This window comes from Streptococcus sp. NSSLK0004, from assembly GCF_059039125.1.
The window spans coordinates 1-18,277 of sequence record NZ_CM180142.1 but is presented as its reverse complement, the minus strand read 5'-3'; the positions used below and the strand labels follow the sequence as shown (position 1 = coordinate 18,277).

Annotated in this window: 14 protein-coding genes, 1 tRNA gene, 1 rRNA gene and 2 pseudogenes; all 18 read right to left on the bottom strand. The window is 37.9% G+C overall.

Annotated features, from left to right (window positions below):
- Nucleotides 1-10: 10 nt before the first annotated feature.
- Nucleotides 11-83: transfer RNA gene (locus AC4CS8_RS00090), tRNA-Ala, on the bottom strand.
- A gap of 52 nt (nucleotides 84-135) precedes the next feature.
- Nucleotides 136-1,692, bottom strand: a 16S ribosomal RNA gene (locus tag AC4CS8_RS00085).
- 328 nt (nucleotides 1,693-2,020) lie between these two features.
- Nucleotides 2,021-2,494 (bottom strand): annotated as a pseudogene (locus tag AC4CS8_RS00080) (sigma-70 family RNA polymerase sigma factor).
- Between the two features lie 283 nt (nucleotides 2,495-2,777).
- Nucleotides 2,778-4,751: an ATP-dependent zinc metalloprotease FtsH gene (gene ftsH, locus AC4CS8_RS00075; protein ID WP_493893055.1), complete on the bottom strand. Its 1,974-nt coding sequence runs from the start codon at nucleotides 4,749-4,751 to the stop codon at nucleotides 2,778-2,780.
- 21 nt (nucleotides 4,752-4,772) lie between these two features.
- The gene (gene hpt / locus AC4CS8_RS00070) at nucleotides 4,773-5,315 is read right to left on the bottom strand and encodes a hypoxanthine phosphoribosyltransferase (RefSeq protein ID WP_493893054.1); all 543 of its coding nucleotides are present in this window, start codon (nucleotides 5,313-5,315) and stop codon (nucleotides 4,773-4,775) included.
- Nucleotides 5,316-5,319: 4 nt separating this feature from the next.
- Nucleotides 5,320-6,591 carry a tRNA lysidine(34) synthetase TilS gene (gene tilS, locus AC4CS8_RS00065; protein WP_493893053.1) on the bottom strand — a complete coding sequence of 424 codons (1,272 nt, stop codon included), beginning with the start codon at nucleotides 6,589-6,591 and terminating at the stop codon, nucleotides 5,320-5,322.
- Nucleotides 6,588-7,871 carry a serine hydrolase gene (locus AC4CS8_RS00060; protein ID WP_493893052.1) on the bottom strand — a complete coding sequence of 428 codons (1,284 nt, stop codon included), beginning with the start codon at nucleotides 7,869-7,871 and terminating at the stop codon, nucleotides 6,588-6,590. The genes tilS and AC4CS8_RS00060 overlap by 4 nt, the downstream gene beginning before the upstream one ends.
- 12 nt (nucleotides 7,872-7,883) lie before the next feature.
- A complete protein-coding gene (locus AC4CS8_RS00055) occupies nucleotides 7,884-8,000 on the bottom strand; it encodes an SP_0009 family protein (RefSeq protein ID WP_493893051.1) in 117 nt (38 codons plus the stop codon).
- Nucleotides 7,997-8,368, bottom strand: a complete 372-nt coding sequence (locus tag AC4CS8_RS00050; protein WP_493893050.1) for an FtsB family cell division protein — start codon at nucleotides 8,366-8,368, stop codon at nucleotides 7,997-7,999. The genes AC4CS8_RS00055 and AC4CS8_RS00050 overlap by 4 nt, the downstream gene beginning before the upstream one ends.
- Nucleotides 8,355-8,627 (bottom strand): RNA-binding S4 domain-containing protein, encoded by a 273-nt coding sequence (locus AC4CS8_RS00045; protein ID WP_004194330.1) that lies wholly within the window; start codon nucleotides 8,625-8,627, stop codon nucleotides 8,355-8,357. Before AC4CS8_RS00045 ends, AC4CS8_RS00050 begins: the two co-directional genes overlap by 14 nt.
- 50 nt (nucleotides 8,628-8,677) lie before the next feature.
- Nucleotides 8,678-12,172: a transcription-repair coupling factor gene (gene mfd / locus AC4CS8_RS00040; RefSeq protein ID WP_493893049.1), complete on the bottom strand. Its 3,495-nt coding sequence runs from the start codon at nucleotides 12,170-12,172 to the stop codon at nucleotides 8,678-8,680.
- Complete coding sequence (gene pth, locus AC4CS8_RS00035; RefSeq protein WP_493893048.1) at nucleotides 12,172-12,741, bottom strand: aminoacyl-tRNA hydrolase; 570 nt, start codon at nucleotides 12,739-12,741, stop codon at nucleotides 12,172-12,174. The genes mfd and pth overlap by 1 nt, the downstream gene beginning before the upstream one ends.
- A gap of 55 nt (nucleotides 12,742-12,796) precedes the next feature.
- The gene (gene ychF, locus AC4CS8_RS00030) at nucleotides 12,797-13,912 is read right to left on the bottom strand and encodes a redox-regulated ATPase YchF (RefSeq protein WP_014637241.1); all 1,116 of its coding nucleotides are present in this window, start codon (nucleotides 13,910-13,912) and stop codon (nucleotides 12,797-12,799) included.
- Between the two features lie 82 nt (nucleotides 13,913-13,994).
- Nucleotides 13,995-14,352: pseudogene (locus AC4CS8_RS00025) on the bottom strand (helix-turn-helix domain-containing protein).
- A gap of 103 nt (nucleotides 14,353-14,455) precedes the next feature.
- Nucleotides 14,456-14,659, bottom strand: coding sequence for a DUF951 domain-containing protein (locus AC4CS8_RS00020; RefSeq protein ID WP_493893047.1), 204 nt, complete (start codon nucleotides 14,657-14,659; stop codon nucleotides 14,456-14,458).
- A 9-nt stretch (nucleotides 14,660-14,668) separates the two neighbouring features.
- Nucleotides 14,669-15,550 (bottom strand): diacylglycerol/lipid kinase family protein, encoded by an 882-nt coding sequence (locus AC4CS8_RS00015; RefSeq protein ID WP_493893046.1) that lies wholly within the window; start codon nucleotides 15,548-15,550, stop codon nucleotides 14,669-14,671.
- Nucleotides 15,551-15,625: 75 nt separating this feature from the next.
- Nucleotides 15,626-16,762: a DNA polymerase III subunit beta gene (gene dnaN, locus AC4CS8_RS00010; protein WP_493893045.1), complete on the bottom strand. Its 1,137-nt coding sequence runs from the start codon at nucleotides 16,760-16,762 to the stop codon at nucleotides 15,626-15,628.
- Between the two features lie 150 nt (nucleotides 16,763-16,912).
- Entirely contained in the window at nucleotides 16,913-18,277 is a 1,365-nt protein-coding gene (gene dnaA, locus AC4CS8_RS00005; RefSeq protein WP_493893044.1) for a chromosomal replication initiator protein DnaA, read from the bottom strand.

Sequence of the window (18,277 nt, the reverse complement as noted above, 5' to 3'; positions counted from 1 at the left end):
TCGTTGTTAATGGAGCCTAGCGGGATCGAACCGCTGACCTCCTGCGTGCAAAGCAGGCGCTCTCCCAGCTGAGCTAAGGCCCCACAAGACCTCTCAAAATTAAAGAAGACTAACGTACAGGTTCCATTTCCTTAGAAAGGAGGTGATCCAGCCGCACCTTCCGATACGGCTACCTTGTTACGACTTCACCCCAATCATCTATCCCACCTTAGGCGGCTGGCTCCTAAATGGTTACCTCACCGACTTCGGGTGTTACAAACTCTCGTGGTGTGACGGGCGGTGTGTACAAGGCCCGGGAACGTATTCACCGCGGCGTGCTGATCCGCGATTACTAGCGATTCCGACTTCATGTAGGCGAGTTGCAGCCTACAATCCGAACTGAGACTGGCTTTAAGAGATTAGCTTGCCGTCACCGACTTGCGACTCGTTGTACCAGCCATTGTAGCACGTGTGTAGCCCAGGTCATAAGGGGCATGATGATTTGACGTCATCCCCACCTTCCTCCGGTTTATTACCGGCAGTCTCGCTAGAGTGCCCAACTGAATGATGGCAACTAACAATAGGGGTTGCGCTCGTTGCGGGACTTAACCCAACATCTCACGACACGAGCTGACGACAACCATGCACCACCTGTCACCGATGCTCCGAAGAGAAACCCTATCTCTAGGGCGGTCATCGGGATGTCAAGACCTGGTAAGGTTCTTCGCGTTGCTTCGAATTAAACCACATGCTCCACCGCTTGTGCGGGCCCCCGTCAATTCCTTTGAGTTTCAACCTTGCGGTCGTACTCCCCAGGCGGAGTGCTTAATGCGTTAGCTGCGGCACTGAGTCCCGGAAAGGACCCAACACCTAGCACTCATCGTTTACGGCGTGGACTACCAGGGTATCTAATCCTGTTCGCTCCCCACGCTTTCGAGCCTCAGCGTCAGTTACAGACCAGAGAGCCGCTTTCGCCACCGGTGTTCCTCCATATATCTACGCATTTCACCGCTACACATGGAATTCCACTCTCCCCTTCTGCACTCAAGTTTGACAGTTTCCAAAGCGTACTATGGTTAAGCCACAGCCTTTTACTTCAGACTTATCAAACCGCCTGCGCTCGCTTTACGCCCAATAAATCCGGACAACGCTTGGGACCTACGTATTACCGCGGCTGCTGGCACGTAGTTAGCCGTCCCTTTCTGGTAAGATACCGTCACTGTGTGAACTTTCCACTCTCACACACGTTCTTCTCTTACAACAGAGCTTTACGATCCGAAAACCTTCTTCACTCACGCGGCGTTGCTCGGTCAGGGTTGCCCCCATTGCCGAAGATTCCCTACTGCTGCCTCCCGTAGGAGTCTGGGCCGTGTCTCAGTCCCAGTGTGGCCGATCACCCTCTCAGGTCGGCTATGTATCGAAGCCTTGGTGAGCCGTTACCCCACCAACTAGCTAATACAACGCAGGTCCATCTCATAGTGAAGCAGTTGCTTCTTTCAAGCATCTACCATGCAGTAAATACTGTTATGCGGTATTAGCTATCGTTTCCAATAGTTATCCCCCGCTATGAGGCAGGTTACCTACGCGTTACTCACCCGTTCGCGACTCACTTATCTCGGTGGAGCAAGCTCCGGTGAAATAAGTGCGTTCCACTTGCATGTATTAGGCACGCCGCCAGCGTTCGTCCTGAGCCAGGATCAAACTCTCATAAAAAGTTTTGATTCAAACTCAAGCTATGACTAGCTTTCCGTTTTATTGTTTTGTTTTGTCATTGACGATTTATCCTTTAGATAAATCACCCTGCACGTTTGGTTCGTCTTCTTTAATTTTCAAAGGTCTTGTCTACCGCTCTCTCAAGCGACAACTATATCAGTATATCAGACTCCATTTTTCTTGTCAACACCTTTTTTGACTTTTTTTAAACTTTTTTTGTTTTTCTAGCGATGGGCTGAAGAGAACTAGGGAATCTAGAAATTGAAAGAGTATAATCATTTCGATTCCCTTCGTTCTATAATGCTTCCTCTGTCTGAAAATGGATTATTCATCCTCGGAAATCTGATAAGTGCTCTTCTAACTCCCGAAGCATTTGGCGACGCCCTTTGAAACTACGACCACTAATCAGCTGGTTATATTGTTCTTCTTGGGAGGGACTGAGTTGTGCCCGATATGAACTGAGCCTTTCACGTAATACTATCAACTCATCATTGAGGAGACCTGGACTGCCAATCATATGAGATAAATCATGAATATCTTCATGCGGCATCCGATCGAATTGACGTTTTTGACTTTCTTGTTTACGAACTAAATCCTTTATATGATTCCGAAACTTGACCTTGAAGTAGCAATATAGTTGACGCTCTTGCTTCACTAAATCAGGGTGACGCAAGAGTAATTAATGGAGTATTAGCATACCCTCTTGTTCCCAATCTTCTCTTTCCCACAATTTTATGTAATAATCCTTGCGCGCCTTATGGACAATACCCCTAACCTTGGCATATATGTGTGAAAATTCCATTCGTATAGCTCCTTTATTCGTTTAGATAACATTAGTCTACCCTATCTCTTTACTAGATGAAAAGGACATTTTTGTCATCTAAATATCTATGTTCTTTGTTCCCTAAATCATTTTTTCTAATAGTTATACTGCAGCTATACTAATGCACAGACTGAACTCAAAATATGAATAGACCATGGCATTTATTATTTCTATGCTACTTTTTGGAATAAAAAAAAAGATTGAAGAAAAAACAATAATTTTTTCTTCAATCTAAAATCAATCTATTGGTTATTAAGAGAAGTTACTTTTCTTCAGACATTTTCTCTTTGACTTCTTCATATGATAGAGGGCGAACTTCTTCATCATTTTCTTCTGTTTCAGTTGGCATTTGACCTGTTTCATATAAAGCTTTAATTTGAATACTGTCTAGGGTTTCATATTTAAGAAGAGCTTCTGCAATAAGCTGATGTTTCTCACGGTTATCTTGAATGATTTCCGCTGCTTTGTTGTGTGCTTCAGTCAATAAACCACGAACTTCCGTATCCAATTCATAAGCAGTTTGTTCTGAAATATATTTTTGAGTTGTTTGTCCACCAAACATAGCATGGCTGCCTTCATATTGCATTGGCCCCATTTTTTCACTCATACCGTACTCAGCGACCATAGCACGTGCCATTTGAGTTGCTTGCTCAAAGTCATTTGAAGCACCTGTCGTTTGAGTATTAAAAATAATTTCTTCTGCAACACGACCACCCATGAGTCCAGCCAATTGCTCTTTCATATCTTCTTTTGAGAGAAGCATTTGGTCTTCTTTAGGAAGCGCAATCATGTATCCGCCTGCTCGACCACGCGGAACAATTGTAACCTTATGTACTTCGCGAGCATTTGATAGAACAAGTCCGACAATGGTATGTCCTGCTTCATGGTAAGCAACGATTTCGCGTTCTTTGGCTGAAATTTGACGGTCTTTCTTGGAAGGACCGGCTATAACCCGATCTTCAGCTTCATCGATATCGGATGCGTCAATCTTCGCTTTATTTCGGCGTGCTGCAACTAATGCTGCTTCATTGAGGACATTTTCCAAATCTGCACCGACAAATCCTGGTGTTTGTTGGGCAACCAATTTTAAATCAACATCATCAGCCAACGGTTTATTTTTGGCATGAACTTTGAGAATAGCTTCACGTCCTTTGACATCTGGACGACCAACTAATACTTTACGGTCAAAACGTCCTGGACGAAGAAGGGCTGGATCAAGAACGTCACTACGGTTGGTTGCTGCAATGACAATAATACCTTCATTGCCTTCAAAACCATCCATTTCAATCAAAAGCTGGTTGAGGGTTTGCTCACGTTCATCATTACCGCCACCCATGCCTACGCCACGTTGGCGACCAACAGCATCGATTTCGTCGATAAAGATAATAGCAGGTGCAGCTTTTTTTGCATCCTCAAACAAAGAACGAACACGACTAGCTCCGACACCGACAAACATTTCTACAAAATCTGACCCTGAAATAGAGAAAAATGGCACACCTGCTTCACCAGCTACTGCTTTTGCTAAGAGAGTTTTACCTGTTCCAGGAGGGCCTTCTAGTAAGACACCTGCTGGAATACGCGCACCAAGTTTAGTAAAACGCTTTGGATCTTTTAAAAATTCTACAACTTCTACTAATTCTTGTTTTTCTTCTTCTGCACCTGCAACATCAGAAAAGCGAACTTTTACTTTACTTTGTTCTAAAGCCTTAGCTTTATTACGACCAAAGTTCATAGCGCCTCGAGCGCCATTTCCCCCTTGATTCATCATCATCATTAAAAATACACCGATGATAACTAAAGGAACGATATTAATTAGTAAACTTAACCATATACTATTAGAACTTTCTTGTTTAACAGTCACTTCTATATTGTTTTCACTTGCCAGTGTCTGTAGTTCTGCAAGAGTGGTTTCAGATGCTAAAGTAATAGAATTAAAATTGTTATAGGTTGTTGTCCCTGAAACTTCAAATAACTTAATAGCGCTTGCTACTTCATTTTTTGTCTTTTTAGCTTCTTTATAAACTCCCGAGATAGTAATAATACTACCATCTGGTTGATAAGTTAGTTCTTTTACATTATTTGCTTTTAGTTCTTCAATTACCTGAGAGTAACTAATTTCCTGACTGGATGTTTGTCGACCAGCACTGACAAACTGATATCCTGTAATTAAAGTAGCTATAATTAAAATAATGAGAAAAGGATTTCGAATAAATCCTCTATTCTGTTGATTGTTCATAAATAATCTAGTGACCTTTTTCTAGTTTGTATATACTTCTTCTTTCAAAATACCTACATATGGTAAATTGCGATAATTTTCATTGTAATCTAAACCAAATCCAACCACAAATTCATTTGGAATAGTAAAACAGGAATAATCTGCTTCAATTTCAACAACACGGCCCTCTGGTTTATCCAGTAAAGTTGCAATTTTTATTGAAGCAGGTTGGCGCAATGCGAAAAGTTCACGAAGTTCTTTAAGCGTGCGGCCTGTATCAATAATATCTTCTATAAAAAGAATATGACGACCAGCTACACTACTATCTAAATCCTTTATAATTTTAACTGTACCACTACTTTCTGTTCCACCATGATAGCTAGAAACTACCATATAATCCGTCTCAATATGAGTATCTATATGTTTGATTAATTCAGCCATAAACGGAATAGAACCTTTTAAAATTCCGATTAAGATAGGGTTCTTACCTGCATATTCTTCTGTTAATACTTTACCTAGTTCCCTAGCTTTTGTTGCGATTTCTTCCTCTGTAATCAAAACCTTTTTGATGTCTTTTTCCAACATATTTTTACTTCTTTCGTTTTATATATAATGTAAACTTCATTATATCATTTTTCAAAGATTTACTCAAATCACTAGCAACGATATTAAAAATTCCATAGATTTTTCCATCTTGTTCCACAAGTGGTGTGGCGTCACGAAGAGATTGTGGGATTTTTTGGTCAATAAAATAACGGCTGACTTTTTTTTCTAAACCATTGACCTGAATCCTGTCTGCTATTCTACGCCCTCTTATAATGATAGGAAAGTGCTGTTGAAGGTATATAATTTGATCTGGATTTTCAATAGCTTGATTAATAGAAAGAATATAATCTGAAAAATGAAAAATTCCCTCTGATTTTACCATGTGAGACTGAAGTTTCCTATCGGTCTGAGGACTCATTTTTTCAATTTTAAAACTTTGATAATCTTTTTGTAAGAAATATCCATTTTTTAGGGGATGATAATAATTAGCTTTATTGCGCAAAATAGCTAATACTTCTTCAAAATGGGATTTTGTCAATTGTAAATCTGGAAAATTTTCTAGGTATGTTTGGAGAGAGAAAAATTGGACAGCAGGAGTCAATTGATGAAACACTGATAAATCAGTTATATCAAGATTGACTGTTAAATCTTTAAACGCTTGGTATAACAATTGACTTTCCTGACCTAAGTCAATCAAAGCCTGAGAAAATTTGGGATTTTCTTTTTTTAATTGAGGAATATACTGGTGTCGTATGCGATTTCGAAGGTAGGTATCTGAGCTATTACTAATATCTTCAAAATGAAATAGAGTATCCAGTTCTTCTTTTTTTAATGAGAGGAAAGGGCGAATCAATTGTCCATTCGCAAATTCCTGAACAGACTGCATGGCACCTAGATGAATCAATCGACTCCCTCGTAGCATACGCATAAAAATGGTTTCTGCTTGATCATCAGCATGATGTGCGGTCACTAAGGCAGAAAAACCTTCTTTTTCCATAATGTCAGCAAAAAAGTGATAACGAAAATCACGAGCATTTTTCTCAGAAAATTTTCCTGTAAAACTTTTATTGTATATAGGGATATTGTGTTGGTTAGCCCATTTTATTAAATATGCTTCTTCCTCATCCGATTCCGGACGTTGCTTATGGTTAACATGGGCAATACCTAACTCGATATCTAACTTCGATTTATTGATAAACAGACAATTTAAGAGATTCATTGAGTCTTTTCCGCCTGAAACAGCAATCAATACTCGATTATGTTTATCAAAAAAGTGACCAGCTTGTGTCACTTTTAAAAACTTTTCTTCCATCATTTTAAAATACCATAAACATCATTTGCTATTTGAGAAATCATATCATAAGTTGAATTTTCAGTAAAAATGGATAACACAAATGGAGAATCGGCATAAATAATTGCCACGTCGTGCCTAAAGTCATAAGCATCTCCTATTTTGTGAGCAACCGTCGTATTTATATCTCGAGAAATTCGTTGGTTATCAAAGTTCGTGGATTGTAAACTTCCCAAGACATACCCTCCTTGATAGTAAATTTCTTCCATGAGTTGACCAGCCATTTTAGCATTGGCTTGCCGGTTCTCCATATCCCATCTTTGTCCTGTAATATCCGTAATTGTCTTAGTAAAATCATCATCAAACTGGTTAGTTATATAGTAAGCAAGAATATTACTGGCCACATTGTCTGATTCTTTTGCTACTCGATTGATTAAATCATCAATGCGATAATGGATATTATCAGGATTTTTAACAATACTACCGCTTCCTGTTGGAATGTAAGCACCTTTGAATTCCTCTGTTTGTTTCACATATTGTAAACCTTGTGACAGTTGATACTTACCTTGGTCTAGTTGGTGTTGTACATAATATAGTGTAGCTAACTTTGTAACACTAGCAGCATACATCATTCTATCTTGATGAACACCTGCCGTATTTTGAGTTGACAGTTGTTTTACATAAACTGAAATATTAGTAGCATTTTGATAACGACTATTGAGCAATTCCTGAACAGCTTCCATTCGATTATCTGTCAAAGAGAGATCATCTGTACTAATCCATCCTACTCCTTCAATCTTTGCAAATTGTCCTCTATGAGTGTCTACAATCTCTGTCGCTTCAACCGAAGAATAAGCTTTTTGAGTAGTAGCGATTTTTTTTCCTTGATTAATGATTGGATTAGAGTAAACTTGAAAACCTTTTTTTAACCAATAAGTTACTTTAGTACTTTCTTGAGCGAGAATAACATCATCATATATAACACTAGCGTCCGCTTGAATATAACTTTTATTTGAAAGTTGGAATATTAGCTGATTGTTTTGATTAACATCTACTCCTATGATAGTGAATGGTTGATTAGGTTGAATCTGATCATCAACTTCTGTCAATTCTTTGTCAAAATAAGTAAAAATTTCATGATAAACATTCGGATTAGAGGGAATCGTACGAATGTCATTAGTAAAAACTTGGGCAGTCAACTGGTAATAATTCTGATTTGATAATTCAAAAGGAATTTCTGTACTATCAATAGGAATACTAGCAAATAGTACAGGACAGACAAGAACTAATAAAACTTTCTTCATAGTCCCTCCTTCCTACTTTTCTATCTCATCATCTAACTTCAACGATTGATTTTTTTCAGCTAATTCTTCTAATTTTGTCTCTGAATAAGTTAAAAATTTTTCTACAACTTGTAAGATATTCTCTGTCATTTTGGTAACAATCCTGGAATATTATAAATAAATTCATCTTCTTTTGAATACTGATACTTTGCACGAATATATTTTGCTGCGTAATCTTCATTTTCTAATTTCTTCACCAGAGCAGCCTCTTTTTCTTGCTGTTTGCTTAATTCCTCATAACGTGCTTCTAGTGTTGACAATTGATTTTCTTGTTCTTGTAGTTTCTGGTAACTTTCTACTAAATTGTATGTTGGAAGAATAAAGAGAAAAACAACCAAAATCAATATCATCCCCATAAAACGATTTTTTCTACTTTTTTCTTGCTTATTCAGAAGTGTTTTACGTAATTCTTCTTGAATATATTGGTTATTTATTTGGAGAATATTAGATTTCTTCATCTTTTTCTATCCTTTTTTCACTGATAATTTCATACATTTTCAGTGCATCTTCTTTTTTAGTCGAATCTTTCATTTCAAGGACTTTAACAGTTAATAGTTTGTTACCGAATTGGATTTCAACCTGATCATTTACTTTCAAATCTGTTGAAGATTTAGCCAAAATACCATTGACTTTTATTCTTCCTTTATCAGCAACTTCCTTTGCAACTGTCCGACGCTTGATAATGCGAGAAACTTTTAAATATTTATCTAGTCTCATATCTTTACCTCAAGTAAGTATTTTACCATTTTTTCATTTAATTGAGAAATTTATTCTGCCTTTCTTGTCTTTATTTCTTGCAGTTTTTCAGCAAAAGAAATCAATTCTTCTAAGATTTCATATTCTTTTTTCTGTTGAACGTTAAAAACGACTGCTAACTTGCCTTGATTTTCCGATATTTGTGCTTTCAAATGAGTAACTGACAAGGCTTCAAAATAATCCTGCGTTAAGAAAATTTGACCAGCCATTGTTTCAAATGTAATGATTACTTGGTGTTGTCGTCTTAGAACTGTATGACAGAAGACTTGGTCCAGATAAGATTTTAGGAGCCCAATTTCAAGTAAGTAAGCTACGACATCTGGATATTCTCCAAAGCGGTCAATCAATTCTTCCTGTAATTCTTGATAGTTTACACGACTGTCAATATTCTTAATACGTTTGTAGATTTCAATTTTTTGACGTTGGTCAGCAATATAATCACTTGGTAAATAGGCATCAATCTGTAGATTAACCTCAGAATTACTCTTCTGACGTTGGGCTGTCTTACCTTGTTTTTCTAAAATTGCCTGTTCTAACAGCTGTGAATAAAGTTCGTAACCTACTGAATCGATAAAGCCTGACTGGGCAGCTCCTAAGATATTCCCCGCTCCACGAATAGACAAATCTTGCATAGCAATCTTGAAACCTGATCCTAGTTCTGTAAAGCCTTTAATAGCTTCCAAACGCTTTTCAGCAACTTCTGTTAAGGATTTGTCAGGACGATACATTAGATAGGCATAGGCAATCCGACTGGAACGACCTACACGTCCTCGAAGTTGATAGAGGGTTGACAGACCCATATGATCTGCATTTTCAATAAATAAGGTATTCGCATTTGGAATGTCGACACCTGTTTCAATGATTGTTGTGGTTACTAAGATATCATATTCGCCCTCAACAAAGGCATAAAGGGTATTTTCTAGCTGAATTTCCGACATTTGACCATGGACGTATCCGATGGTTGCTTCTGGAACTAATTCTTTTAATTCCGAAACTTTTTGCTCAATGGTGTCAACTTTGTTGTAAAGATAGTAAACCTGTCCTCCACGATCTATCTCACGAAGCATTGCATCTCGAATAACGGAAGGATTTGTTTCCATGACATAGGTTTGGACAGGATAGCGATTGGTCGGTGGCGTCTCAATTACTGATAAATCACGGATTCCCAACATAGACATTTGTAAGGTACGAGGAATTGGGGTTGCAGTCAAGGTCAGGACATCAATCTTCTTTTTTAATTCCTTCAAGCGTTCCTTATGCTTGACACCAAACCGTTGCTCTTCGTCAATAACCAGTAAACCTAAATCAGCAAAAACAACATCTTTTGATAGAAGGCGATGGGTACCAATCAAGATGTCAACTTGGCCTTTTTTTAGCTTCTCAAGCGTTTTTTCCTGCTCTGCCTTTGTTTTAAAACGACTCATAACATCCACATTGACAGGAAATTCAGCAAATCGTTCCTGGAAATTAGCATAATGTTGCTGGGCTAAAACAGTTGTTGGAACAAGAATAGCTACTTGCTTGCCATCATTAACAGCTTTAAAGGCGGCTCGCATGGCTACTTCTGTCTTACCAAATCCAACATCTCCTACTAACAGGCGATCCATTGGAGAGTCTTTTTCCATGTCTTTTTTGATTTCATCAATAGAACGGAGTTGATCATCTGTTTCCACATGTGTAAAGTAGTTGTCAAATTCAACTTGATTTTCATCATCCGGTGAAAAGGCAAAACCTTTCAACTGACTACGTTCAGCGTAAAGCTTAATCAAATCATCCGCAATATCCTCTACCTGCTTCTGAACTTTTTGCTTGGTTCGTTGGAAACGACCATCGTTTAGTTTATTAACTTTTGGAGCTTTTCCATCAGACGCTAAGTATTTGGAAAGGAGATCAATCTGCTCTACAGGAATGGAAATGCGGTCGGCATTTTGATACTGAACGGTCACATAATCACGATGAATGCCTGAAATTTCAATGGTTTCTATCCCTAAGTACTGGCCAATCCCGTGAACATGGTGAACGACATAGTCACCAACAGCTAGCTCACTATAGTCCTTAATGCGCTCAGCATTAGAAATATTAGTTCTACGGACCTTACGCTTAATTTTTTTATTAAAAATCTCTTTTTCAGTAATGAGAACGAACTTCTCATCCATCAAATGAAATCCAGAAGCTAACTGACCAATGGTCACTTGTTGTTGACTTTCTACTAATTTATCCGATGGATAGGTAGGTAGCTGAATATCATACTCCTGTAAAGATTTTTGTAAAGTCTGTAAACTTGTCTCAGAACTTGCTTGAATAATGACCGTGTTATTGGATTTTGCATAACGGGCTAATTCTTCTTTCAAGAGAGGAATTTGATGGAAAAATTCCTGCATAGGATGTTGTGTAAATTGATAGAGAGCATCAAATTTAACATTTCCTAAGCCTTTTTGAAAACTTGAAAAGAAGGTGGCAGGTTTGTACTTTCTTAATTCAGAATAAGTTGATGCAAAATAGCGCAAACTTGACACAGATTTACCTTTTTGTAAATCATCTGTCAAGAGCTCTGCAACTTCTTTTTCAAACTGGGCCTGCCTATCAGCTATTTTATGAAAATCATCTAAAAAAAGTGGGGAACCCTTTGGCAAGTAATCCAACAAGGTCCATGATTGTTCATACAAAAAGGATAAAAACTTGCGCAAATCAGGGTGACGATATTCCGTCTGCATATCTGCCAACACTTCTCGTAAATAGGACTCCTGTTCCTCACTAGTAGACTGGTCAATAGAGGTTTGGATTTTCTGACTAGCTCGCTCATAATCAATAGAGGACAAAATAATATCTGATGCTGGATTTAAACTAATCTCATCAAGATTCTCTAAAGACTTTTGACTATCGACATCAAAAATACGGATTCCATCAATTTCATCACCAAAGAACCCTAAACGATAGGGAGATGCTGCTTGCATATCAAAAATATCTAGAATATCACCACGTTGACTAAATTCTCCTTTGGTCAAAACACGGGAAACTTTTTTGTAACCTACATTGACAAGTTTCTTTACAAGTTTGTCAATTTCAATTTCTTGACCAATCTCTATCTTAATTTTAGAGTTCCTGTAAACTGTAGGACTTGGTAATAAAACGCGACAAGCAGCCATGCTAACAACTAGAACTCCGGACTGAGTTGGATCGGTCAGAAAATTCAAGCTATCAATTCTTGACTGCGTCCGTTCCTTTGAAGCAAATACAAACTCGGCAATAGGACTATCATCTGTAAAGAAGTTGTAAATATTCTCACTACCTATAATGGCTGATAAATCTGTAGCCAACCTCTCCGCTTCATTCTGACTAGCCGTTACAATCATTATTTTCTCAGCCAAACTATCATAGGCAGTCGCCATGACTAATGACTTACTGGTGCCAGACAATCCTAATAGTAACTGACGTGTTGATTTGTTTAAACCAGACTGCCATTGATTGATTTGCTTGTTCTTGTGAAGTATATCTAGTATATTCATTAGCCATTAAACTTTCTCATAATGGTATCAAAATCGTCTTCTTCCAGATAAAAGTTGACAGCCTTGTCAAGTTTCTCTAAAGCTAGATCAATTTCGATGCGGTCTTCTGTGTCAAATCCTGATAAGACATGATTGACAACACTCATCTGACCTTTTGGACGACCTATTCCAATCTTGATACGGTCAAATTCTTGCGTTCCAATATGTTTGACAATAGACTTAATTCCATTGTGGCCGCCTGCTGAACCTTTTTGGCGAAAACGGATTTTCCCAACTGCCATATCCAAATCATCGTAGGCAACTAGAATATCTGTCTCATCCAAGCCATAATAGGTCATCAAAGCATGGACTGCTTTTCCTGACTCATTCATAAAGGTGGTTGGTTTGACCAGATAAATTTTTTCACCATCAATAAAAGTAGTTGCAATATCAGCTTGAAAAATCTTATCGTGACTAAAGGTCACATTTTCACGTTTGGCAATTTTATCCAATAACATAAAACCAACATTGTGTTTGGTTTCAAAATAGCGGTCTCCAGGATTTCCAAGACCTATGATTAATCGTGTCATTTTTTCTCCTTACAATACCAAAAGGCTGGAAAATTCTTTCCAACCTAATTTTCTATTATACGTTAAAGCGGAACTCCATGATGTCCCCATCTTGAACAACGTACTCTTTTCCTTCTTCACGAAGGCGTCCTGCTTCCTTGACAGCCTTCTCAGAGCCGTATTGAATCAAATCATCATAGGACATTGTGACAGCACGGATAAAGCCTTTTTCGAAGTCTGAGTGGATAATTCCTGCACACTGTGGTGCTTTCATACCACGTTTGAAGGTCCAAGCACGAACTTCTTTTTCGCCTGCTGTGAAGTAGGTTCCAAGACCTAACAAGTGGTAAGCAGCACGTGTCAACTTATCCACGCCAGATTCTGTCAAGCCGAGGGCTTCTAAAAATTCACCCTTATCTTCATCATCTAGTTCAGAAATTTCTTCTTCAGCACGCGCAGAGATAACGACTACCTCTGCATTTTCTGTTGCGGCAAAGTCACGGATTTGCTGCACATAGCTGATAGACTCAGGATCTGCTACCTTGTCTTCATCGACGTTGGCAACATAGAGGACTGGCTTGGTGGTCAAGAGGAAGAGTTGCTTAACGATTTTTTGTTCTTCATCTGTGAAGTCAACTGTACGAGCAGATTTTCCGTCTTCAAGGACTGGCTTGATTTTTTCAAGAACGGCAAATTCTGCGACAGAATCCTTGTCTTTTTGCGTACGGGCCATTTTTTCTACACGCGCATAGCGTTTGTTGATGCTCTCTAGGTCCGCCAAAATCAATTCTAGGTTAATGGTATCAATATCTGCGATTGGATCCACAAAGGCGTCTTCACGACCTTGTTCACGCATGACATTTTCATCGTCAAAGGCACGAACTACATGGACAATGGCGTCGACCTCACGGATATTGGCCAAGAATTTATTTCCAAGCCCTTCACCTTTAGAGGCACCTTTTACGATACCGGCAATATCGGTAAATTCAAAAGTGGTTGGAACTGTCTTTTTAGGGGTAATGAGTTCTGTCAACTTCTGCAAACGCTCATCAGGCACTTCTACCATACCGACGTTTGGATCAATGGTCGCAAAGGGATAGTTGGCAGCCTCTGCTCCTGCCTTGGTAATTGCGTTAAATAGGGTTGATTTACCAACGTTTGGCAAACCGACGATTCCTGCTGTTAAAGCCATATCTTTACTCTCCAATTAAAAATTCAATCATGACTATTATAGCAGAAAAATAGAGAAAAAGCTTGCCGATTGGCAAGCTTCGTTAAAAATAATGCATAATGAAAAATGAACCTAAAACAACAACTGCAACAAAAATGAGAGATAATATCTCCTCTTGTAAGAGGTCGTTTGGATTCTTCGTTCATGTATTCCCAACCATTCATTTTTCCTCGTTGTTCCACCACAATTTCCTTCTCAGGTTCTTTTCCTAAAACCAGATAATCCAGACTGACACCAAAAATTTCTGACAGCTGGACCAGTTTGTCGATATCTGGCGTTGCTTCGCCATTTTCCCACTTGGAAACAGCCTGACGGGAAATATAGAGTTTCTCTGCCAACTCATCTTGGGATAGCTGGTGACTTGTGCGTAAATTCTTGATTTGTTGTGCTAATAGAGTCATAGTTATTTCCTCCTCTTTTTTCTAAGTTTAGTATAACTTAGATATGAGTCCTTTACTAGCAATAGTTCTACAAGTAACGCAACCAGCAGTTGCAAGTTGTCAACTAAGCTTCACTCGACAGAACTTGTTTCATTTTTCGTTCAAAATCATGCCGGCTCATCATAACCACATGGTCACAATTGGTACAACGGATTTTGATATCCGCTCCTAGACGGATAACCTCCCATTTATTGGCCTTCTTGCCGGTCGATTTTATGACACAGGCATGGGGCTTTTTCATTTCGACAAATGATCCTAATTGATACATACTTTCTCCTTATCGATAAATCTGACGTTGCTGGCAAGATAGGGTCACCTCTTTAGACTGACATAATTCTCCATCCACTTGTAAAGTTAATTCTTGATTTGCTGCAACAGTAACTACCTGAGCATGGCTATGGTGTAGAACAGAAGATTGATAATGGCGTTTAAAAAGTAAGTCCAGTAGTGCTTGAATCCGTTGAATTAAGTTACCTCGTTTAAACCAAACAAGATCAATCTGTTTTTGATGCGCACTAGCATCTGGCCAAATCATAATTCCACCTCCAAAATAGGTGTTATTGGCAAAAGATAAGAAAAATACATCTTCCAAGATTTGTTTTTGACCATCCATACTCACTGTTACTGTCAATTTAGCACGGCTTAGCAAGCTACGAATTCCAAAAAATAAATAAGTCAGTTTACCTAGTTTAATGCTATTTAACCATTTTTTTAACTTAGAATTGACTGAATAAGCGATCACTTGAGCCGAGTACCCCATATCCAAACTATTTACTACAATACCTAAATTACTTTTCAAAACTGTTATGGGAAGAATTCTATCTGTTAGGAGGGCTTCTATAACCTGTTCTAGCCTCTCAATCCCCATAGAACGCGCAAAATCATTTCCTGATCCAGTTGGATAGTAAGCAAAAGGTACTGTTTCTGGAAGGTATTTTAAAGCCTTGGATAAAGTCCCATCTCCGCCTAGTATCAATAATTTGTCCTGATAGGTATCAAACTGTTCCATTATTGATTGGATTTGTTGGTACTCATCATCAACTCCGCGAGTATTGTAAATATGAAGAGTAAATTGTGGATATTGACGACGAATTTTGACAATAATGTTATCTGCTGTCTGGCTTCCCGCCTTAGGATTCGCTAATATATATAGTTTCATTTTATCATTCATATCATTTATTTTTCTTTCTAGTATACCAAAAAAAAGACCCTTTCGGGTCAAATTTAGAAGAATTTAATTAGTACGAACAGGTGTAATCAGTTGTATAAAATCTTCTCCCTCAATATTTGGTACCATAGTGAATGGTCGAATTGCTGAAATAAAGCTCACTTTAACTTGCTCACTGCTAGTTGCTTTCAATGCTTCAATTAGATAACTTGGATTAAAACTAATTACTAAATTATCACCAGTAACTTCTAACACATCTAATTCTTCATTTACTTTACCAACTTCTGGTGAATTAACATGCGCTGATACTAAACCGTTAGAAATTTCAAGTTTTACTGTACCGTTCTGAGTTGCATTTGACAAAAGACGAGCACGCTCCATAGCATGACGAAGATTAGCCGTATCAAAGACTACAACGGTATTAAAATCTGCTGGAATCAATCGATCTGTATCTGGATATGTTCCTTCAAGAAGGCGCGTGTAAAAACTGATATGTTCACTTCTGAAGAGTAACTGGTTGTTAGAGAAGAAAACCTCAACAGTTTCTACTTCGTCTGTAAAAACTGTTGAAAACTCACGTAAAGAACGACTTGGAATAACGACATCGAAGTTATCCCCAGATTTTTCAAGTAGTAGTTTACGCTGACTCATACGATGAGAATCTGTTGCTACTGTTTTTAATTGATTGTTTTCAGTCAAAACAAAGTGAACACCTGTTAAAATTGGTCGACTTTCTTGTGTAGAAGCTGCAAAAGCTGTTTCATTAATAGTTTGTTTAAGAACCTTTGTTTCTAATACTAAGGGTTTTGTAGTTTGTACTTCCTGTAAACGAGGATATTGTTCTGCTTCTTTTCCTTTCAGAGTAATTTCTGATTTACCACTAGTTAATACAACTTGCTTCTGCTCTATTTCATTAAAATTCACAACAATATCTGGTAAACTTGATACCACATTAATAAAGAAAGTTGCTTCTAAAAGAACAGAACCTGTTGAAGAAATCAAAAGTCCAGCATTTTCATCTTGAACTGAGATAAAGTTTTCGATTGAAATCTGTCCATTCGAACCTGTTAAGGTAATTCCATCTGTTGAAACTTCAATCTTAACTGTTGAAAGAACGGGAATAGCATTTTTACTACTGATCGCTCGTTTGGTTATATTAAGAGCTTGCAGAAAAACTGTTTTGTTGATAGAAAATTGAATCATGGATTCTCCTTTTTTATAGATAATAAGGTTAATAGTAATAGTAGTATCTGTGAAATCTGTGGAAAAATCCCTTCAAGTCAAGAAGGATAAGGAAAAGAACTTGTTCACAACTTGTGGAAAAAATCTCTAAAATTGAAAAAGTTATCCACATTAACGTAATTTATTCTTTATTGTAGTTAACTCAATCTCTAGATTGTCGTCTTCTACAAGCATACTTTTTATTTTATTATAAGCGTGCATAACAGTAGTGTGATCGCGATTTCCAAATTCTTTCCCTATTTTTGGGAGAGAGTTATCAGTCATCTCACGCGCCAGATACATAGCAACTTGTCGAGCATGTACAATATTTTGTACACGTTTTGCACCTTTTAATTCCTTGACGCTGACACCGTAGAAATTCCCAACTTCTTTTTGAATTGTTTCAATAGAAATGAGGATATTTTGCGGATTAGTTTGTTTACGAGAGCGAATGGCCTCAGCAGCGACATCAACTGTAATCTCTGTTAGATTTCGCATAGTTGCAAGGAGATGAATATCCTTAAGAGCTCCTTCTAAATCACGGACATTAGAATCAAACTGTCCAGCTAGATAAGAAAGTGTATCATTTGTAAAGTCGTAAGGATACTCTTCACATTTATTCCGTAGAATAGCGATTCGTGTCTCCAGATCAGGTGGTGTAATCTCGCTGGTCAATCCCCATTTAAAACGTGTTACTAATCGTTCTTCCAAATTGTCCAGATAATCAGGATTTCGGTCACTTGTGAGGACAATTTGTTTATTTTTATCATGCAGGGCATTAAAGGTGTGGAAAAATTCTTCTTGAGTTGAGGCCTTATTGCGTAAGGATTGAATGTCATCAATCAAGAGCAAATCCAGGTTGCGATAGGTTTTTTTGAATTTCTCCATTTCATTAAGTCGAAGATGCTCCAAAAACTCGTTGATAAAGGTTTCAGAAGATACATATTTTATACGCGCTACAGGATTATCTGTTAGCACTTTGTTGCCTATCGCATTCAGTAAGTGTGTCTTACCAAGACCAGGTCCTCCAAAGATAAATAGAGGATTGTAAAGTCCACCTAGGTTATCAGAAACAGCTAGTGCTGCGGCTTTTGCCCATTGGTTATTATCACCTTGAACAAAGTTTGCAAAGTTGTACTGGGGTTTTATATCTGAGTGAATAGGCTGATTATTGGTTTCTATCTGCGAAATAACTTGGTAATCATTGACCGGATTCTCATCAATTTTGTGCGGAATAGGCTGTAGATTGACTTCAGAAAACTGATAATTTATTTTTATCTGATTATTGTAGATTTCAAATCCTGCTGTAAGGATAACATCTTTTAAATTCTCTTCCCAAAATAGCTTCTTGAAGGGACTATCTAAGAAGATAGTTGCTTGGTTATCTTGAATACTGATTAGTTTTGCCTGAGAAACAAAGAATTCAAAAGCAGATTGCTTGAGATTGGCTTGTGCTAATTCTAAAACTCGTTGCCAAAAAATTTGTTCATTTTCCAC